The 18,546-nt window shown below is 67.3% G+C and carries 18 protein-coding genes and 1 riboswitch; of the genes, 3 read left to right on the plus strand and 15 right to left on the minus strand.

Features of this window, described 5'->3' with window-relative positions; all coding sequences use genetic code 11:
- Positions 1–3: 3 nt before the first annotated feature.
- The gene (locus BMW72_RS07190; protein WP_092108764.1) at positions 4–645 is read right to left on the minus strand and encodes an ECF transporter S component; all 642 of its coding nucleotides are present in this window, start codon (positions 643–645) and stop codon (positions 4–6) included.
- Positions 646–677: 32 nt separating this feature from the next.
- A riboswitch (TPP riboswitch) is annotated at positions 678–788 on the minus strand.
- Positions 789–831: 43 nt separating this feature from the next.
- Here BMW72_RS07190 and BMW72_RS18375 point away from each other — a divergent pair.
- The gene (locus tag BMW72_RS18375; protein WP_134360390.1) at positions 832–1,095 is read left to right on the plus strand and encodes a hypothetical protein; all 264 of its coding nucleotides are present in this window, start codon (positions 832–834) and stop codon (positions 1,093–1,095) included.
- A gap of 95 nt (positions 1,096–1,190) precedes the next feature.
- Here BMW72_RS18375 and BMW72_RS07195 read toward each other — a convergent pair whose 3' ends face one another.
- From BMW72_RS07195 to BMW72_RS07220, 6 genes are all read right to left on the minus strand, one after another.
- Entirely contained in the window at positions 1,191–1,517 is a 327-nt protein-coding gene (locus BMW72_RS07195; RefSeq protein WP_092108766.1) for a hypothetical protein, read from the minus strand.
- Positions 1,514–2,758, minus strand: coding sequence for a DNA polymerase IV (gene dinB, locus BMW72_RS07200; protein WP_092108768.1), 1,245 nt, complete (start codon positions 2,756–2,758; stop codon positions 1,514–1,516). The genes BMW72_RS07195 and dinB overlap by 4 nt, the downstream gene beginning before the upstream one ends.
- A gap of 242 nt (positions 2,759–3,000) precedes the next feature.
- Positions 3,001–3,801, minus strand: coding sequence for an ABC transporter permease (locus BMW72_RS07205; RefSeq protein ID WP_092108770.1), 801 nt, complete (start codon positions 3,799–3,801; stop codon positions 3,001–3,003).
- Between the two features lie 9 nt (positions 3,802–3,810).
- Entirely contained in the window at positions 3,811–4,737 is a 927-nt protein-coding gene (locus BMW72_RS07210) for an ABC transporter permease (RefSeq protein ID WP_092108772.1), read from the minus strand.
- A gap of 33 nt (positions 4,738–4,770) precedes the next feature.
- On the minus strand, positions 4,771–5,964 hold the full coding sequence (locus BMW72_RS07215) for an ABC transporter substrate-binding protein (RefSeq protein WP_092108774.1): 1,194 nt from the start codon (positions 5,962–5,964) through the stop codon (positions 4,771–4,773).
- 44 nt (positions 5,965–6,008) lie between these two features.
- Positions 6,009–7,046, minus strand: coding sequence for an ABC transporter ATP-binding protein (locus BMW72_RS07220; protein ID WP_092108776.1), 1,038 nt, complete (start codon positions 7,044–7,046; stop codon positions 6,009–6,011).
- A gap of 118 nt (positions 7,047–7,164) precedes the next feature.
- On the opposite strand from BMW72_RS07220, the gene BMW72_RS07225 reads away from it, so the two are divergent.
- The gene (locus tag BMW72_RS07225) at positions 7,165–7,971 is read left to right on the plus strand and encodes a FadR/GntR family transcriptional regulator (RefSeq protein WP_092108778.1); all 807 of its coding nucleotides are present in this window, start codon (positions 7,165–7,167) and stop codon (positions 7,969–7,971) included.
- Entirely contained in the window at positions 7,968–8,762 is a 795-nt protein-coding gene (locus BMW72_RS07230) for a cache domain-containing protein (protein ID WP_092108780.1), read from the plus strand. Before BMW72_RS07225 ends, BMW72_RS07230 begins: the two co-directional genes overlap by 4 nt.
- 9 nt (positions 8,763–8,771) lie before the next feature.
- Here BMW72_RS07230 and BMW72_RS07235 read toward each other — a convergent pair whose 3' ends face one another.
- From BMW72_RS07235 to BMW72_RS07270, 8 genes are all read right to left on the minus strand, one after another.
- A complete protein-coding gene (locus BMW72_RS07235) occupies positions 8,772–9,866 on the minus strand; it encodes a VIT1/CCC1 transporter family protein (protein ID WP_092108782.1) in 1,095 nt (364 codons plus the stop codon).
- A 5-nt stretch (positions 9,867–9,871) separates the two neighbouring features.
- Complete coding sequence (locus tag BMW72_RS07240; protein ID WP_092108784.1) at positions 9,872–10,138, minus strand: hypothetical protein; 267 nt, start codon at positions 10,136–10,138, stop codon at positions 9,872–9,874.
- Positions 10,139–10,141: 3 nt separating this feature from the next.
- Positions 10,142–11,647, minus strand: a complete 1,506-nt coding sequence (gatB, locus tag BMW72_RS07245; RefSeq protein ID WP_092108787.1) for an Asp-tRNA(Asn)/Glu-tRNA(Gln) amidotransferase subunit GatB — start codon at positions 11,645–11,647, stop codon at positions 10,142–10,144.
- A complete protein-coding gene (gatA, locus tag BMW72_RS07250) occupies positions 11,647–13,194 on the minus strand; it encodes an Asp-tRNA(Asn)/Glu-tRNA(Gln) amidotransferase subunit GatA (RefSeq protein WP_092108789.1) in 1,548 nt (515 codons plus the stop codon). The genes gatB and gatA overlap by 1 nt, the downstream gene beginning before the upstream one ends.
- A gap of 2 nt (positions 13,195–13,196) precedes the next feature.
- Complete coding sequence (gene gatC, locus BMW72_RS07255; RefSeq protein WP_092108792.1) at positions 13,197–13,493, minus strand: Asp-tRNA(Asn)/Glu-tRNA(Gln) amidotransferase subunit GatC; 297 nt, start codon at positions 13,491–13,493, stop codon at positions 13,197–13,199.
- A 295-nt stretch (positions 13,494–13,788) separates the two neighbouring features.
- Entirely contained in the window at positions 13,789–16,077 is a 2,289-nt protein-coding gene (gene ligA, locus BMW72_RS07260) for an NAD-dependent DNA ligase LigA (RefSeq protein ID WP_092108795.1), read from the minus strand.
- On the minus strand, positions 16,070–17,248 hold the full coding sequence (gene mnmA, locus BMW72_RS07265) for a tRNA 2-thiouridine(34) synthase MnmA (RefSeq protein WP_194088171.1): 1,179 nt from the start codon (positions 17,246–17,248) through the stop codon (positions 16,070–16,072). The genes ligA and mnmA overlap by 8 nt, the downstream gene beginning before the upstream one ends.
- A 37-nt stretch (positions 17,249–17,285) precedes the next feature.
- A complete protein-coding gene (locus BMW72_RS07270; protein WP_092108800.1) occupies positions 17,286–18,482 on the minus strand; it encodes a cysteine desulfurase family protein in 1,197 nt (398 codons plus the stop codon).
- Positions 18,483–18,546: the final 64 nt, after the last annotated feature.

The raw sequence follows: 18,546 nt of genomic DNA on the forward strand, positions 1-18,546 counted from the left end.
CCGCTAGCTGAGCGCGCCGGAACGCGCGCGCGCCCCTTCCCGACCCGCAGCAAATCGGCTCAATGCACCGGTTCGAGCCAGGCCGCGCACGGCGAGCCAGGACAGCAAACCGGCCAGCACGGTGCCCGATACGACGGCGGAGGTGAAGTAGACGGCCTTGAAACCGAAATCTAAGGCGGCATAGCTCACGGTCGTGTCGAGCAGGCCCACAGCCACTCCGGCGCCGGCACCGGCGAGGAGGGCTACGCCGAGGCGCCAGTTGGAGTACAGGAACAGGGCCAGGACGATCTCCGCGCCGAGCCCTTCGACGATGCCCCAGATGAGCGTCGAGAATCCCCACTGGGTGCCGATCAGCATGGACACGACCGCGGCAATGACCTCGGTGTAGAGGGCGGCGCCGGGTTTGCGAATGATGAGGCCGCCGAGCACGCCGGCAAACAACCAGCCGCCGGCCAGAAGGCCTTCGAGGCCGGGCGTGAACGTGAGGATCGCGCTGAGCGGTGACCAGGCGAGGCCCCAGGCCCAGAAGATGACGCCGCTCGCGACGCCGATGACGCTCGCCACGACGATGTCGACGACGCGCCAACGAAAGTTGCGCGGCTTGTTCGCCGTGACCGGTCGCGTGGAGGTGAGTGTAGCGTGCACTGTTCGTGCCCTTTCCGTAGGTGAATACAGGGCACGGGATTGAGAAGCCTCCCTGCGCTGGCATGATCCAGATCAGGTTCGACGGTCGAAGCTTAAGTGAGCTTCCTCTCAGCCCGGTATACCGGACTCCCGTGATCGACTTCAACTCTAGTGCCCCGCCTAGACTTGCGGCATGGGGATCACAACGTGAGCATCGGTATTCTGCTCGTGCTGGCGGCGCTGTATCTCGTGCTGATGCGGCGATTCATTCTGCGGCGACGCCGAATCAAGCAGGGTCTGCCGGTGAGCGGCCCGTGGCATTTTCCGGCCTGGCTGCGCCCGCGAGTGCCCCGCTGGGCGAGCCGGCGGTTCGCGCGGGGGCCGTTCGCGCGCAGGCCGCGCTGGCCGCGGCGCATCCGCTCTGCGCGTCCCGGGCGCGGCCCGCGCCGCACGCGGCCGGGCCCACCTTAGGGAACGGGGCCCATGATCTATCCTGGGCCCACTTTCCGGGCCCGGGCCCGGATAGAACGAGCGGCGGGGCCGCGAGCCCGGTGCAGCGGAAGAGGCTACTTCTTCAGGGCTTTGATCACCCGGGCCAGGGCGCGGCCGGCGACGATGAGAAACGGCACCCCCACGGCGAGCAGCGCGATGACGTTGGGTTCGAAGCGGGCGGTCCCGCCCGACTTCACGTAGGCACCGATCGGCAGCGATACTCCGCCACCGCCACCGCCGGATCCGGCACCGCCTTCGCCGGCGTCACCGCCGCCGAAGCCGTAGTAACTGAGGGCCACCGGCACGAGGGTGACACCGTCGATTTGCACGGGATCGCCATAGGCCGACTTCACGCCGGCGGAACGGAAGGTATCTGCGAGTTTTTCCGGGAGGCTGGTCATTCCAACAGGTTAGCGCGACTCGTGTCCGAAGGGCGAGGCTTGAAGAACGAGGCCGGACGCACGGTTCCCGCCCCGAATCGTTCGGTGACCGAGTCGACGGCGAGTTCGGCACCCCGCCAGTCTTCGTCAGGATCCCACAGTCCTACCGACCCCGATGCCGTGCCAAGCTGCTCGGCGCGCACCCCGATCAGGCGTACCCGAATGCCCGACGCGGCCAGCAGGTCGAATGCGGCCACCGCTTCCTCGTAGATTCGGCGACCGACATTGCTCGGTTCGGCGAGGGTGCGCGATCGGGTGACCGTACTGAAGTCGGTGTAGCGCAGTTTGAGGGCCACCCGACGGGCCACCAGGTCGCCCCGCCGCAGCCGTGCGGCGACGAGGTCGCACTGTCGCAGCAGTTCGCTGCGCAACCGGTCGACATCCGTCACATCGTGTTCGAAGGTCACCTCGTGGCCGACGCTTTTCTCCTCCCGCTCGATCGTCACCGCGCGCGGGTCACGTCCCCAGGAGAGTTCGTACAGCTTCACACCGGATGCCTCCCCCAGCGTTTTCTTCAGCACGTCCAGTGGCGTGTGCGCGATATCGCCGATCCGTTTCAAGCCGAGGCGGGTCAGCATTTGCTCTGTTGCGGCCCCGACTCCCCAGAGGGCGGTCACCGGCAGCGGATGCAGGAACGCGATCGTCTCGTTGGCGGGAACCACCAGCAGGCCGTTCGGTTTAGCCAGACCGGAGGCCAGTTTGGCAACGAACTTGGTTGACGCCGCACCGACCGAACAGACCAGGCCGGTCTCGGCGAACACCCGGGCGCGGAGGAGTTCGCCGATCGCGGCCGGTGAGCCGAACAGATTGGTTGCCCCAGCCACGTCGAGAAAGGCTTCGTCGATGCCGAGCCGTTCGACCAGCGGGGTCACGTCGTCGAAGATGCTCATGACCCGGGCGGAGAAGTCCCGGTACAACCCCATGTGCGGCGCGAGCACGATCGCGTTCGGGCACTGCCGCAGCGCGAGCGCCATCGGCATGGCCGAGTTCACCCCATAGCGCCGGGCGATGTAATTGGCCGCCGTGACGACCGAACGATTGCCGCGATGACCGACGATCACCGGCTGGTCGATGAACTCCGGGTGCGAAAGCAGTTCGACCGAGACGAAGAAGGCGTCGAGGTCGACGTGCAGCACGGTGGCCGAACGGTCATCGACGCCATCCGCCGATACCTGCCGCCCGCTGCCGTCCTGTCTGCCCACCGAAAAACCCTAACCTGATCCGGCCCGTCCCTGCTACAACCCACAGGCCCGCCTCGTCCTCGACCTCACCCCGACCCGGCTCCCCGTGGCTAAATCAGGAAATCCGTGGTGGTCTGGCAGTCCGTGCCCCGGAAATACCGGTCCCCTAAGGGCTCGTGGTTCGCATTTCCTGAATTAGCCCCAGGTGGCACCCGGCCGCACGGCAAACTCCCCCATTTTCGTGCGCATGGGCCAGCAGAAAGCTAGCGCACGACCTTCTCGGCGCCGGCGATGCGCTGCGCGAAATAGATGGGAATGATGGACACCAGCACGAGCACCACCGCGATGACGTTGACCACCGGCGCCTGGTTGGGCCGGAACAGGTTGTCCAAAATCCACAGGGGCAGGGTCTTGACGCTGGATCCGGCGGTGAATGTCGTCACGATGATCTCGTCGAAGCTCAGAGCAAAGGCGAGCAGGCCGCCGGCAAACAGCGCCGACCGCAATTGGGGAAACGTGACGAGGCGAAACGTCGTCCAGATGCCCGCGCCGAGGTCGGAGGAGGCATCTTCGAGGCTCGTGCCGAGACGCCGCAGCCGGGCGATCACGTTATTGAACACGGTCACGATGCAGAACGTGGCGTGAGCGATGATGAGCGTCAGAATGGACAGCTGCACACCGAGACCGGTACGAAAGGCATTGTTCAGCGCGATGCCGGTGACGATGCCGGGCAGGGCGATGGGCAGGATGACCAGCAGGCTGATGGCGTCCCGGCCGAAGAATTCGAAGCGTTGCAGCCCGATCGAGATCAGCGTGCCGAGTACGAGAGCGATGGCCGTTGAAGCGAGCGCCACCTGCAGACTGGTCAGCACCGCGTCGAGGGCTCCGTCGCTCTGAAATGCCTTCGCCCACCATTTCACGGTGAAGCCCGGCGGCGGCCACGTGAGATTCTGGCTGGTGCTGAACGAGTTCACGAACACCACGAGCAGCGGCAGGTAGATGAGGGCCAGAACCACGGCAGTGATGGCCGCGAGCAGGCCGCGAGCCGGTCGGCTCAAACGCATGACAGGCTCCTAGAGGTTATTGAGCGCACCCGTGCGCCGCACCGCGGCGAGGTAGGCGAAGATGATCAGAATGGGGATGAGCGCGATCGCCGCCGCGAGCGGCAGGTTGTTGGCCGCCCCGACATTGCTATAAACGAGATTGCCGAGCATCTGGTTGGCCCCGCCGACGATATTGACGGTGATGTAATCACCAAGCGACAGGGAAAAGCTGAAGATCGACCCGGCGATGATCGCCGGCCAGATCATCGGCAGCACGACCAGCCGCAGGGTCGACCAGGTGCCGCCACCGAGATCAGCGGATGCCTCCAGCAGCGAATCCGGCACCCGCTCCAGGCCGGCGTAGATCGGCAGGATGACATACGGCAGCCACAGGTAGGACAGGGTGATGATCGTCGCCGGCAGGCCGTAACCGGGGCTGTGCCCGCCGAACGGTGCGACGAGCCATTCGAATATACCGCCCTGGGACAGCACCGAACGCCAGGCGTAGGCCTTCACGAGGTAGCTCGCCCAGAGCGGCATCAGGATAGCGATCACGAGGATGCGCTGAGCCCTGGGGCTCGCAACCTTCGCCATGTAGAACGCGATCGGCAACGCGATCACGATGTCGATGATGGTGACCAGCAGCGCAACGCCCACCGTGCGCAGCGTCACGGTTTGGTAGAGCGATCCGGTGAGCACTGCCACGATATTATCGAGGGTCCAGGTGTGGGAGATCTGCCCGGTGAACGAATCGACCGTCCACAGGGCGGTGATCAGCAGCGCGGCCAGCGCCGCGATGTACACCAGGCCGAGCCAGAACAGGGGCGCACCGAGCAGCAGCGACAGCCGCACGCGCGGGTGCCGGCTGAGAAAAACCGAGCCCCGCCGGGCGATGCTGCCCCGTTGCGGCGGCAGCACCGCCCGGCGGGTGGGTGGCGCGGAAGCGTCAACCGTCATGGTTATTCCTTCTGTCTGACTCGATCAGGCGGACTAACCTTTGATTTCCTGCCAGGCCGTGGTCCAATCGGAGTAGTCCGTGCACTTGACGTCGGTGCGCCCGTCGAGGCACTCGGCGATCGGTGTCGACCAGTACCAGATCTGGGCGGCGTACTCGGCATCGCCGGCGTGGAAGACCGCGCAGTGATCCGGGTTGACCGTGAAGTCGCAGGCTCCGGCGTTGGACGGCGCTTCACCGAAGTACTCGGTGGCCTGTGCGTTCGCTTCGGGGCTCGCGATGTAGTCGAGCCAGGCGTATGCACAGTTCGGGCTCTTCGCCTTGGCGGCGATCATCCAGGTGTCCGACCAGCCGGTCGCGCCCTCTTCCGGCAGCACGACCTCGGCCGGGGTACCCTCGGCAAGCGAGTTGTGGATGACCTGCCAGGTGGTGCCGACCACGGTGTCACCGGTTTCGAAGGCCTGCACCTCCTTGAGGTAGTCCGACCAGTATTCTCCGATGTTCTCGCGCTGGTCCTTGAAGAGTTGAACGGATGCCGCGAGCTGCGTTTCGTCGAGCGCATACGGGTTCGTGATGCCCAATTCCGGCTGGTGTGCCATGAGGTAGACCGCCGCATCCGCCAGCGAAATCGGCGAATCGTAGGCAGTCACCGCACCCTTGTAGGCGGACGACTTATCGAAGACGACGTCCCACGAGGTCGGTGCTGGGGTGACGACTTCCGTGTTGTACATGAGCAGGTTGGCGCCGTAGCCGTGCGGAATTCCGTAGGAGACGCCGTCGACGCTGTTCCAGGACTGCATCTTCAGAAAGTCGAAGATGCCGTCGTAGTTGGGAATGAGGTCGGTGTTGACCGGCGCGACGTCGCCGGCGGCGACGAGCCGCAGCGAGGCGTCACCGGAGGCCGCGACGACGTCGTAGTCCCCGGTTTTCATGAGGCTGAACGCTTCGTCGGAGGTGCCGTAGGTTTTGCTGGTGACGGTGCAGCCGGTTTTCTCTTCGAAGGCGCTGACCCAGTCGACCGTCGGGTCGTTGCTTCCGTCTTCGACGTAGCCGGGCCAGGCCAGCAGCGAGACGCTGCCTTCCATCTCGCCGAGTTCGGTCTGCGCCTGGGTCGGTTCGGCACTGCCGCCGCCCTGGCTGGTTCCGCAGGCGGTGAGGAGCAGGGCTACCGAGACGATGGCGACGCCGGTGAGGGCGCCAGAGGCATAGCGTGCCGGGGTGCGTTTCATGACTTTTCTCCATTCGTGAATCAATTTGGGCATTCGTGAATCGATCAGGTGAGAGCGGGGGCAGTCAGGGTGACGATGTCGGAGTCGTTCCAGCCCACGGTCACCCGAGCGCCGCGTCCCTTGCTCGCCACGCGGTGGGCGTCGTTCTGTTCGAGCGCCACGACGCGTGTTCCGGCGTCGAGGTCGACGATGAGCTGGGTGCTGCTGCCCACATAGATAACCTCAGCGAGTACCCCGGCAGCGGTGCGATCGGCCACCAGAGGCAGGTTCTCGGTGGCGACGCTGACCTTCTCGGGGCGCACCGAGTGCACGCCGCCGCGGCCGAGGAGGGCCTGCGAGGTGCTGTCGTCGAAGATGTTCGAGGTACCCACGAAGGCGGCGACGAACGAAGAGGCCGGGCGCTCGTAGATCTCGGCCGGGGTGCCGAGCTGCACGATCCTGCCGTCGTTGAAGACCGCGATGCGGTCGCTGAGGGTGAGGGCTTCCTGCTGGTCGTGGGTGACGAAGATGAACGTGATGCCGAGGTTGCGCTGCAGTTCTTTGAGTTCCACCTGCATCTGCTCGCGCAGCTTCAGGTCGAGGGCACCGAGCGGTTCGTCGAGCAGCAACACCTTGGGCTGCACGACGGTGGCGCGGGCGAGGGCAACCCGCTGACGTTGCCCGCCGGAAAGCTGGCTGGGCTTGCGATCGGCGAATCCGCCCAGGCGCACGGTGTCGAGGGCCGCTCTGGCCTGCTCCTGCCTGGCGCGTTTGGCGACGCCGCGCACGCGCAGCCCGTAGGCGACGTTGTCGAGCACGCTCATGTGCGGAAACAGGGCGTAGTCCTGGAACACGGTGTTGACGTCGCGGTCGAAAGGTGCCCGGTCGGTGACGTCTCGGCCGAGCAGGGAGATCGTGCCGCTCGTGGGTTGTTCGAAGCCGGCGATGAGGCGCAACACCGTGGTCTTGCCCGAACCCGACGGCCCGAGCATCGAGAAGAATTCGCCCGGGGCGATGTCGAGGTCGACCTCGTCGACGGCAGTGACGCTGCCGAAGCTCTTGGTCAGTCCGGTCAAACGGATGGCGGGCTGCGCACCGGTCATACGATTTCCTCCGTCAGTCGCTGGCTCTCTGCTCACTCACCGGTAATCATATGGAGTTAGATGTCATGAAGGTACGCCGGGATGTTACGGTCGTGTCACAACCTGAAATGAGCAGCCCATGCCGCAGTCCATCCGCGCCGGATCGGCAACCCGCGCGGCCATTTTCGCTCCGCTGGATGGTGCCGGGCGCGCCGAACTGGTGTTGCAGCGCCTGACCGACGCCATTGTGCTCGGGGTGCTGCACGATGGCGAACGGCTGCCGAGCGAGGCCGAACTGGCCCGCCAGCTCGGCGTCGCCACGGTCACCGCCCGCGAAGCGCTCGAGATTCTGCGCCGCAACAACCTCGTGCACACCAAACGCGGTCGGGACGGCGGCAGCTTCGTCACCTTCACCGGCGGGGGCGCCACCGACCTGCAGGACGACCGCCTTCTGGCCTGGTCCCGGGTGCAGATGCGCGACCTGGGCGTGCACTATTCCGCAATCGCCGGCTTGGCCGCCGAACTCGCCGCCGACCGGGCGAGCGCCGCCGACATCTCCAACCTCGAGCACATCCTCGATCACACCGACGCCGGCACAGCGGATGCCGCGCGCCGCGGGCAGGGCACCTTCCGTCTCGAAGTGGCCGCGCTCAGCCAGTCCCCCCGGCTCGTGCGCGAAGAATTACGACTGCAGGCCGAATTCGGCTCACTGCTCTGGCTCAGCCTGCGCGAACCCCTCCGACGGGAGCGCTGCAAAGCGGTGCAGCGCGAAACGGTCGCCGCCCTCGTCGCCGAGGACGGCGCCCGCGCCCGGCAGCTCACCGTCTCGCAGATCACCGAATCGATCGAGTGGCTGATCGAGGCGAAGGCAGTCTTGGAACAGAAAGGCAGGTCGACCATGACCGGCAGCACGTCCTCGCCAGTACCGACCGGGGCACCCGCATGACCATCGCGCCGGGGCATACGACGCCGCCCACCGACGCCTGCGTCGCGTCCATTGCCGACGTGTTCGACCCGGTCTTCTCCCGTCTGGAACAGTGGGCTGACCTGGTCGAGCGCTCTGCCGCCCGGCCCGGTCGTGTTCTCGACCGGGCCGAACTCGACCTCCTGGTCGAAAAGCTTGTGCGCGCCGAGTTCGATGACTCAAACGGATGCGTGATCGGGGCCGGCTTCGTCTCCGCCCCAAACTTTATGGGCTGGCATTTGGCCTGGTGGCTGGGCGGGAAGAACGCGGCGTCGGGGGGGCTGCCGGCCGCCGGCATCCGTCATCTGGAAACGGTCGAAGACCCGCTCGAGGAAAGTTTTCGGGACTATACCGCGCTGGAGTGGTGGCGGGTTCCGGCCCGCACCGGTCGCCGACACATCACCGGGCCCTATGTGGACTACTTGTGCACCGACGAGTACACGTTGACGCTCACGCTGCCGGTCTACCGCGGCGGCTCCGAGCTGATCGGAGTCGTCGGTATCGACCTGTCGGTCGATCAGATCGAACGCGATCTGGTACCGCGCCTGGATGCCGGTGGCGTCGCGGTGACGATCATCAACGCGAGCGGTCGGGTGGTTGTCTCGACCGACGCCCACCTCGCGACCGGGGCGCTGTTACGTTTGCCGGGACTGACCGAGCTTTTGGCCGACCGCACGCTGCCGACGACAACACTCGGACGAGGCAACGCACACTCGTTCCAGTGGTGCGGCCGCACCGGACTCGCGGTCGTCGCCGGCCCGGCACCGGGGTAGCCGGCCGAACTAGCCCAGCGTGGTGCCGAAGACCAGCCCGAGCAGATAGGTGACCGCGGCCGCGCCGAGGCCGATCACGAGCTGCCGCAGCGCGCGCTTGAGCGGTGGACCACCCGAGAGCAAGCCGACGACGGCGCCGGTGGCGAGCAGAGCCATGCCGACCAGGACCGTCGCGAGGATTATGGCCGCGTCGCCGCTCATGCCGAACAGGTACGGCAGCACCGGCAGCAGTGCGCCGGAGGCGAAGAAACAGAAGCTCGACAGGGCGGCCCCGGTTCCCGTACCAATGGCCTCGTGTTCGTCAGGCTCCGGCGCCTGCTTGCTGACCGCGTCGATCGGGCCCGTCGCGGCGTAGGCGGTCGCGAGCACGCCGCGGGCGTAGGTCTCGGCTTCGGCCTCTGACATGCCGCGGGCCCGGTACACGAGGGTCAGCTCGTTGGCGGCGAGGTCGAGGTGCGAGAGCACGCTCTTGGCCGGTGCCGCGGGGGTGGACGCTTCGAGTAGTTCCCGCTGGGACCGCACCGAGACGTACTCGCCGGCGCCCATCGAGAGCGCCCCGGCCAGCAGCCCGGCGATGCCGGTGAACAGGATCGTCGCGGGCGACACCCCGGTCGCGCCGATCCCCAGCACGAGCGCGAGGTTGCTGACCAGGCCGTCGTTGACGCCGAACACGGCGGCACGAAACGTGCCGGACAGGCGTTTGCGGCCGCGCGCGGCGAGTCCGCGCACGACCTCCTCGTGCACGGTCTCGTCGGCGGCCATGGCGTTCGTCGCGTCGGCGTCGGCGTCGTAGGGCGAGCGCCCTTCGGCGCGCTGGGCGAGCGCGAGTACGAAGACCGAACCGAACCGGCGGGCGAGCAGCCCGAGAAACCGGGTGCGCAGAGCGCCACGCCGGGGCGCGCCGAGATTGGGGCCGAGCAGTTGCCGCCAGTGTTCCTCGTGACGGCCCTCAGCGTCGGCGAGGGCGAGCAGAATCTGGCGTTCCTCACCACCCCGCCGGTTGGCGAGGTCACGGTACACCGCAGCCTCGGCCTGTTCGTCAGCCAGGTACTGCCGCCACCGACGGATGTCCCTGGCCGACGGTTCCCGCCCGTCCCGCTCCATACCGCTCACGCCTCCGGCGCCGCTTCCAGGAAGCTCTGCGGGATCCGCGCGGAATCGTGCGGGCCCGAACCGTCGAGGCCGAAGAAGGGTTCCTCGAAGCGCACGACCCAGAACTTTTCCCGCACCACGGTCGGCGCGTAGAGGCCGGCTCCCTCCGACTCCCCCGCTGCCACGATCACGCCGATCGGGTCGTCGATGAGAGAGTCGGGAAACCGGGTACGGTCAAGGTGAACGACGACCTGCACGCCAACACCGAAAGCCTGAAGCGTCACCGGCTACTCGATTGTGGCGGCGCGTTCGAGCACGAGTTCGCGCACGCGTGCGGCATCCGCTTGCCCACGCATGGCCTTCATGACCGCGCCGATGACGGCGCCGGCGGCCTGCACCTTGCCATCGCGAATCTTGGCGAGCACGTCGGGCTGGCCGAGCAGGGCAGCGTCGATGGCCGCGACGAGCGGGCCGTCGTCGGAGACCACGGCGAGGCCGCGACTGTCGACGACTTGGGTCGGGGTCCCTTCCCCGGCGATGACCCCCTCGAGCACCTGACGGGCCAGGCGGTCGGTGAGGGTTCCCGCCTCAACCAGTTCGATCAGCGCGGCGAGCTGCACCGGAGTCACGAGCGTGTCAGCGGCGACGCCGGCCACGTTGGCGAGTCGGGCGATTTCCCCGGTCCACCACTTACGTGCGGCCTGAGCGGATGCCCCGGCAGCGACGGTCGCTTCGACAGCGTCGAGCAGGTCGGAGTTGACGACGTCCTGGAACTCGAGATTCACAAAACCCCAGGCGGCTTGCAGGCGCTTTCGTCTGGCCGCGGGCGGCTCGGGCAGGGTTAGGCGCAGTTCTTCAACCCATTCCCGCGACGGCGCCATCGGCAGCAGGTCGGGCTCGGGGAAGTAGCGGTAGTCGTCGGCGTCGCTCTTGGGACGACCAGCGCTCGTGCGACCGGTGTCTTCGTGCCAGTGCCGGGTCTCCTGGGTGATGGTGCCGCCGGCATGAAGCACGGCCGCCTGGCGCTGGATCTCGTAGCGCACCGCACGTTCAACGCTGCGCAGCGAGTTGACGTTCTTGGTCTCCGTGCGGGTGCCGAGCACGTTCGAGCCGCGCGGGCGCAGGGACACGTTTGCGTCGCAGCGCACGTTGCCCTCTTCCATGCGGGCGTTGGAGACGCCGAGCCCCTTGGCGATCTCTCGAATGGCCGCGACGTAGGTCTTGCCGATCTCGGGGGCGTCGTGTTCGGCTCCCTCGATCATCTGGGTGACGATCTCGACGAGCGGAACGCCGCCGCGGTTGTAGTCGACGAGCGAGTAGTCGGCGCCCTGGATGCGTCCTGTGGCGCCGCCCATGTGGGTGAGCTTGCCGGCGTCGTCTTCCATGTGGGCGCGTTCGATCTCGACGGTGACCAGGCGGCCGCTTTCGAGTTCGATCGTGATGGATCCGTCGTGGCAGATCGGGTCGTCGTACTGGCTGGTCTGAAAGTTCTTCGCCGTGTCGGGGTAGAAGTAGTTCTTGCGGGCGAACCGGGAGTGTTCTGCGATCTCACACCCCAAAGCCAGCCCCAAACGGATGCTGGATTCGATCGCCTTCTTGTTCACCTGCGGCAGGCCGCCGGGCAGGCCGAGGCAGGTGGGGCAGGTGTTCGTGTTGGCGCCGGATCCGAACTCGTTGGCACAGCCGCAGAACATCTTGGTCTTGGTGTTCAGCTCGACATGCACCTCGAACCCGAGCACCGGCTCGAACAGTTCGAGTGCTTTGTCGTAGTCCATCAATTCAGCACTAGCCATCAGACGGCTCCCTCTTCGCTGGCAAACATTTCGGTCGGGGTCAGGGCTGGAGCCTGGCTGAGCATGGTGTGCCCCCAGCTCGCTTCGAGCAGCTGCTCGATCGCGGCACCGACGGTGTAAAGGCGGGCATCCGCTTTGGCGGGTGCCATGATCTGCAGGCCAACCGGCAGGCCGTCTTCGGGTGCCAGCCCGATCGGGATACTCATGCCGGGCACACCGGCGAGGTTGGCCGGGATGGTGGTGACGTCGTTGATGTACATGGCCATCGGGTCGGCAAGCTTTTCACCGAACTTGAACGCGGTGGTCGGGGCGCTCGGCGAGACGAGTACGTCGACCTGGCTGAACGCGGCGGCGAAGTCGCGCTGGATGAGGGTGCGCACCTTCTGCGCGCTGCCGTAGTAGGCGTCGTAGTAACCGGCGCTCAGGGCGTAGGTGCCGAGGATGATGCGTCGCTTGACCTCGGCGCCAAAACCGGCCTCACGGGTGGCGCTCATCACGTGCTCGCTCGTGAGCGAGCCGCTCTCCGGGTTGACCCGGATACCGAAACGCACGGAGTCGAAGCGGGCCAGGTTGCTCGACGCTTCGGCCGGCAGAATCAGGTAGTAGGCCGCGACGGCGTACTCGAAGTTCGGGGCGGAGACCTCGGTGATCTCAGCGCCGGCGGCAACGAGCAGCGCAAGCGTTTCGTTGAAGCGCTGCGTGACGCCGGCCTGGAATCCGTCGCCGGAGAGTTCCTTGATGACACCGACGCGCACACCCCTGAGGGCATCGTCCTGGAGCCCGGCCGCGGCGGCGGCGGCCATCGAGGGCCAGCGCTCGGTCAGCGAGGTCGAATCGAGCGGGTCGTGCCCGCCGATGACGTCGTGCAGCAGAGCAGCGTCGTAGACCGTGCGGGAAACCGGGCCGACCTGGTCGAGGCTCGACGCGAGGGCGATCGCGCCGTAGCGGGAGACCCCGCCGTACGTGGGCTTGACGCCGACCGATCCGGTCACGGCGGCGGGCTGGCGGATGGATCCGCCGGTGTCGCTACCGAGGGCGAGCGGCGCCTGGAAGGAGGCGACGGCCGCGGCCGAGCCGCCGCCGGAGCCGCCGGGGATACGGTCGCGGTCCCAGGGATTGCGCGTAATTCCGTAGGCGGAGTGTTCGGTCGAGGAGCCCATGGCGAATTCGTCCATGTTGGTCTTGCCGAGCGGCACGAGGCCGGCCGCACGAAGGCGAGCGACGACGGTCGCGTCGTACGGCGGGATCCAACCTTCCAGAATTTTCGACCCGGCGGTGGTGGGCATGTCCTGGGTCGCGAGCACGTCCTTGATCGCGATCGGAACTCCGGCGAGCGGGTTCAGTTCTTCGCCGGCGGCGCGTCGGGCGTCGATCTGTGCTGCCGTCGCGAGGGCGGCGTCGCCCGCGACGTGCAGGAACGCATGCAGGTCGGTGTCGACCGCCGTGATGTGCTCGAGGTGGGCGCGGGTCGCTTCGACAGCGCTGACCTCCCTGCTGATGAGCAGGTCACTGAGAGCGGCAGCGGAGAGCTTGGTGAGATAGGTCATGTTTAATCCTCATCCAAAATGGCGGGCACGCGGAACTTGTCACCGGCACGGTCGGGAGCGCCGGACAAGGCCTGCTCGACTGTCAGGGACGGCACAACGACGTCCTCGCGGAACACGTTGGTCAGCGGCATCGGGTGGCTCGTGGCCGGGGTGTCGGCGGTGGCGACCTCGGAGACCTTGGCGATCGAGTCGACAATCTGACCGAGGTCGTGGGTGAGATTGGTGATCTCGAGCGGGCTGAGGTCGATCCGGGCAAGGTAGGCCAGATGCTTGACCTGCTCGGCCGTGATTTCAGACATGGAACTCCAAACGCATTGTGATGATGACCCAATTCTATTGGACCGTCGCCGACACCCCTTTTCGCGGCGGCCGCACCCGATCAGGCGGTTGGAGATGGCCAGCTGCGCAGGACGAGCGAAAAAACGCGGGAGATGCGCCAATTCGCGGGACTTCGGTTCTGGCCATATCTCCCGCATTGCACGCCAAGCTGGAGCTGCGCCAGTGCGCGCGAGTTCCGCCTCCCGCGCAGCTGCGCAACTCCCGCTTAGCGAAAAATTGTCGGTCTCCACCGCCGAGCCGACCGCGATGTGGCCATCAGGCGGGCGGGGTGGGCTGGGGTTCAGTCGCGGGCTCGGCGTCGGACGCCGTTGGGAGCCCGGCCGGGCCCTCGGTCACCAGGATGCGAAATTCGTCGGCGTTGATGATGCGCAGGCCCAGTGCCTCGGCCTTGCCGAGCTTCGACCCGGCGCCCGGCCCCGCAGCGACGAAGTCGGTGTTCTTCGACACGCTCGACGCGCTCTTGCCGCCGGCGGCGATGATCGCCTCCTGGGCGCCCTCCCGGGTGAAGCCCTCGAGCGACCCGGTCGCCACGACGGTGAGCCCGGCGAGCACTCCCCCGGCGGCCTCGGCCGCGCCCGGACCGGGGTGGCCCGGCGTGGCGAACTGCACGCCGGCCGCGGCCCACTGGGTGACGATTTCGACGTGCCAGTCCACCAGGAACCAGTCGAGCACCGCGTCGGCGATGATGCCGCCGACGCCGTCGACCTCGGCGAGTTCCTCACGCGTGGCCGCCCGAATCGCCTCGAGCGAGCCGAAGTGGTTGGCCAGGGCGCGAGCGGCGACCGGACCGACGTGACGGATGTTGAGCGAGACCAGGATGCGCCAGAGCGGCTTGGTTTTGGCTTTCTCGATCTCGGCGAGTAATTTGAGGGCACTCGCCGAGGGCTGCAGACCGGTCAGCCCGGCTTTCTTCTCGGCGGGGTTCGGATTGCGGCTGAACGGCATGCGAATTTTCGCGACCCCGTCGTCGTCTTCCTTGGGCAGCCCGGTCTCGGCGTCGCGCACGATCACCTGAATGGGCAGCAGATCGGCCAGTTCGAGGTCGAACAGGCCGGCCTCGGTCGAAAGCGGTGGCACCTCGGGCACGGTCGGCTGGGTCAGCGCGGAGGCCGCGACCTCGCCGAGCACCTCAATGTCGAGGCCGCCGCGGCTGCCGATGTGTTCGACCCGGCCGCGCACCTGCGCGGGGCAACTGCGCGCGTTGGGGCAGCGCAGGTCGATGTCGCCCTCCTTGGCCGGAGCGAGCGGGGTGCCGCATTCCGGGCAGTTCAGGGGCATCACGAATTCCCGTTCGGTACCGTCGCGCAGTTCGACGACCGGGCCGAGCACCTCGGGAATGACGTCGCCGGCCTTGCGCAGCACGACCGTGTCGCCGATCAGCACACCCTTGGCCTTGACGACATCCTGGTTGTGCAGGGTGGCCTGGCGCACCTCGCTGCCGGCTACCAGCACCTTCTGCATGACGGCAAAGGGGGTGGCACGCCCGGTGCGGCCGACACTCACGACGATGTCGAGCAGTTTCGTATTGACCTGCTCCGGCGGGTACTTGTAGGCGATCGCCCAGCGCGGCGCCCGGTTGGTGGCGCCGAGTTCAGCGTGCAGGGCGAGCTCGTCGATCTTGATCACGATGCCGTCGAGTTCGTGCACGACACTGCCGCGGTGCGCTCCGTAGTACTCGATGAACTCCGCAGCCTCGGCGATCGAGGGGACCACTTTGAAGTAGCTGCTGGTCGGCAGGCCCCAGCCAGCCAGCAGGCCGTACACCTCGGACTGGGTCTGAACGGGCGGCTTCTCCCAAGCGCCGATGCCGTGCACGAGCATGCGCAGACGATTCAGGCGAGCCTTCATCAGACGCAGCTGGTCGGCGTTCTTGCCGGCGGCTTTCTGCCGCAGCGACCCGGCCGCCGCGTTGCGGGCGTTCGCGAAGACGCGCTCGCCGGCTGCGGATTGCGCGGCGTTCAGGTCGTCGAAGGCGGCCGTGGGAAAGAACACCTCACCGCGCACCTCCATCAGCGGCGGATGCCCGGTGCCGGCCAGACGCGACGGGATGCCGGGCACGAGGTCGATGTTCTCGGTGACGTCTTCGCCGACGACTCCGTCACCGCGGGTCGCCGCTGAGACCAGCACACCATTGGCGTAGCGCAGATTGATGGCGAGGCCGTCTATCTTGAGCTCGCACAGGAAATGCACCGCGCGGCCGGAGTTCTCGGCGGCTTTACCGGCCCAGGCCTCGAACTCGTCGAGCGAGAACACGTTGTCGAGGCTGAGCATCCGTTCGGCGTGGGTGACCGGGTCGAACAGGGTGACCTCGGCGCGCCCGCCGACGGTCTGGGTGGGGCTGTCCTGGCTTTGCAGTTCGGGGTAGAGCCGCTCGAGTTCGCCGAGGCGCTGCACCAGCAGGTCGTATTCGGCGTCGGAGATGACGACCGTATCCTGCCCGTAGTAGGCGTCCCGGGCGGCAAGCACACGCGTGGTGATGTCGGCCGCCTCGGCGGCGGCCACGCTCAGCGCGTCGGGGGTGGTCTCGGCGACGGACTCAGGCATTGACCGGGACGGGGCTGGCCGAAGCGATCATTTCAGGGGTGGAAACAGGAACGGCGCTGACCGTGCGGTCGATGGTGCACTGGCCGAGCACCCGGGTACCGACGTAGACGACGGCGGTCTGGCCGGGGGCGACGCCATTGAGCGGCTCGGCGGGGATGATGCGCAGTTCGACGGTGCCGTCGATGCCGGTGACCGCGGTCGTGGAGACGACCTGGGCCACGGCCGGCACCGGGTCGGCGTGGGCGCGAATCTGCACGTGGCAGGCGAATTCCACCTCGGGGTGCTCGGGGGCGAGCCCGGCCCAGGTGTATTTGTTGCCGGCGATCTCCTTGATGGCGAGCGCCTCCTTGGGGCCGACGACGACCGTATTGCTGATCGGGCGCACCTCGAGCACGAAGCGCGGCTTGCCGTCGGCGGCGGGGGTGCCGATCGACAGGCCCTTGCGCTGGCCCACGGTGAACGCGACGGCGCCGTCGTGTTGGCCGAGCGTGTTGCCCTCCCGGTCGAGGATGTCGCCGGTCACCGGGGCGACCCGTTCGCCGAGCCAGCCCTTGGTGTCGCCGTCGGGAATGAAGCAGATGTCGTAGGAGTCCGGCTTGTTCGCCACCGAGAAGCCGCGTTCGGCGGCTTCTTTCCGCACCTCGGCCTTGGTCGGCGTGGCACCGAGCGGAAACATGGAGTGGTTGATCTGGTCGGCGGTGAGCACGCCGAGCACGTAGGACTGGTCCTTCGCCCAGGCGGCTGCGCGGTGCAGCTGCTTGTTGCCGTCGACATCCGTCAGAATGCTCGCGTAGTGGCCGGTGCAGACGGCGTCGAAGCCGAGGGCCATGGCCTTTTCGAGCAAGGCGGCGAACTTGATCTTCTCGTTGCAGCGCATGCACGGGTTCGGGGTGCGGCCGGCCGCATATTCGGCGATGAAATCGTCGACGACGTCGAGCTTGAACCGTTCGGAGAAATCCCAGACATAGTAGGGAATGCCCATGATGTTGGCGGCGCGCTGGGCATCCATCGAGTCTTCGACGGTGCAGCAGCCGCGGCTGCCGGTGCGCAGTGTGCCCGGCATGCGGCTCAGTGCGAGATGAACGCCGACCACCTCGTGTCCAGCTTCGACCGCACGCGCGGCTGCGACGGCGGAATCAACACCGCCACTCATTGCTGCTAAAACCTTCACCCAACGAGTGTACGCGGAGTGCCTGTTTGAACAAACGTCAGTGCCCGGGCACCCGATCGGCCATGCCGGCGGCGAGCGCCTGCGCGTGCGCGGCGGGCAGAGCCGTGAGCAGCGCGTCGACGTCGGCGTCGGTCGACGAGTGGCCGAGCGTGATGCGCAGGGCGCCATGGGACTCAGCTTCGCTGCGTCCCATGGCCCGCAGCACGTGCGAGGGCTCCGGCACGCCGGCCTGGCAGGCCGACCCGGTCGACACCGACACCCCGGCGGCGTCGAGCAAAAACAGCAGCGAGTCCCCCTCGCAGCCGGCAAAGCTGAAGTGGGCGTTTCCGGGCAGCCGGTGCACAGGGTCGCCGTTGAGAACCGCACCGGGAGCCAGCCGGGCCACCCCGGCGATCACCCGGTCGCGCAGCGCGGCCAGGCGTGCGCTTTCGCCGCCACCTTGACCCGCCAGCTGTTCAACCGACAGAGCGGATGCCGCCACCGCGAACGAGACCGCCCCCGCGACGTCCTGGGTTCCGCTGCGCACCTTGCGCTGCTGCCCACCGCCGTGGATGAGCGGTTCGACCGTGGTAGCGCGGCCGAGTACGAGGGCGCCGATACCGACCGGGCCGCCGACCTTGTGCGCCGAGACGCTCAACGCCGACACTCCGGCCGCGGCAAGCGTGCGAAAGTCCACCGGAATGTAGCCGTACGCCGCGACGGCGTCGACGTGCACCGGAATTCCCTGGGCCGCGGCGAGCGCCGCCACCTCCGCGACCGGCTCGATGGTGCCGACCTCATTGTTGGCCATGATCAGGCTCACGAGCGCCACATCGAGGGGGTCACGCGCGATGGCAGCCGCGAGCGCGCCGAGGTCGATGTGCCCCTGCTCGTCGAGCGGGATCCATTCCACGGTCGCGCCGTCGTGCTCGGCGAGCCACTCGACGGTGTCGAGGGTCGCGTGGTGTTCGCCGCCCGGCACCAAAATGCGCCGGCGCGGGGCGCGCGCCCAGTACAGGCCCTTGATGCCGAGGTTGATGGCCTCGGTACCGCTTCCGGTGAAGATCACCTCGATCGGGTCGCAGGCAAGGCTCGCCGCCACGATTTCCCGTGACTCTTCGAGCATCCGTTTCGCATTTTGGCCCTGGCTGTGCACCGAGGCGGGGTTGCCGACGACGCCCATCGCTTCGGCATAGGCGGCAATAGCGGCGGGAAGCATGGGCGTGGTCGCCGCATGGTCCAAATAGACAACCATGGCCCTATTTTACGCCCCCCAAATTTGTCGTCGGGCGGATGCCGGTGGTCGTCAGCCTCCCTGC

It is taken from the genome of Cryobacterium luteum, assembly GCF_900110125.1.
Lineage (GTDB): Bacteria > Actinomycetota > Actinomycetes > Actinomycetales > Microbacteriaceae > Cryobacterium > Cryobacterium luteum.

What these genes read in the sequence shown, in the direction of transcription:
- BMW72_RS07195 (WP_092108766.1), bottom strand. Translation starts at nt 1,517, where the DNA reads ATGACCAGCCTCCCGGAAAAACTCGCAGATACCTTCCGTTCCGCCGGC.
- BMW72_RS07205 (WP_092108770.1), bottom strand. Translation starts at nt 3,801, where the DNA reads ATGCGTTTGAGCCGACCGGCTCGCGGCCTGCTCGCGGCCATCACTGCC.
- BMW72_RS07210 (WP_092108772.1), bottom strand. Translation starts at nt 4,737, where the DNA reads ATGACGGTTGACGCTTCCGCGCCACCCACCCGCCGGGCGGTGCTGCCG.
- BMW72_RS07215 (WP_092108774.1), bottom strand. Translation starts at nt 5,964, where the DNA reads ATGAAACGCACCCCGGCACGCTATGCCTCTGGCGCCCTCACCGGCGTC.
- BMW72_RS07220 (WP_092108776.1), bottom strand. Translation starts at nt 7,046, where the DNA reads ATGACCGGTGCGCAGCCCGCCATCCGTTTGACCGGACTGACCAAGAGC.
- BMW72_RS07225 (WP_092108778.1), top strand. Translation starts at nt 7,165, where the DNA reads ATGCCGCAGTCCATCCGCGCCGGATCGGCAACCCGCGCGGCCATTTTC.
- BMW72_RS07230 (WP_092108780.1), top strand. Translation starts at nt 7,968, where the DNA reads ATGACCATCGCGCCGGGGCATACGACGCCGCCCACCGACGCCTGCGTC.
- BMW72_RS07235 (WP_092108782.1), bottom strand. Translation starts at nt 9,866, where the DNA reads ATGGAGCGGGACGGGCGGGAACCGTCGGCCAGGGACATCCGTCGGTGG.
- gatB (WP_092108787.1), bottom strand. Translation starts at nt 11,647, where the DNA reads ATGGCTAGTGCTGAATTGATGGACTACGACAAAGCACTCGAACTGTTC.
- gatA (WP_092108789.1), bottom strand. Translation starts at nt 13,194, where the DNA reads ATGACCTATCTCACCAAGCTCTCCGCTGCCGCTCTCAGTGACCTGCTC.
- gatC (WP_092108792.1), bottom strand. Translation starts at nt 13,493, where the DNA reads ATGTCTGAAATCACGGCCGAGCAGGTCAAGCATCTGGCCTACCTTGCC.
- ligA (WP_092108795.1), bottom strand. Translation starts at nt 16,077, where the DNA reads ATGCCTGAGTCCGTCGCCGAGACCACCCCCGACGCGCTGAGCGTGGCC.
- BMW72_RS07270 (WP_092108800.1), bottom strand. Translation starts at nt 18,482, where the DNA reads ATGGTTGTCTATTTGGACCATGCGGCGACCACGCCCATGCTTCCCGCC.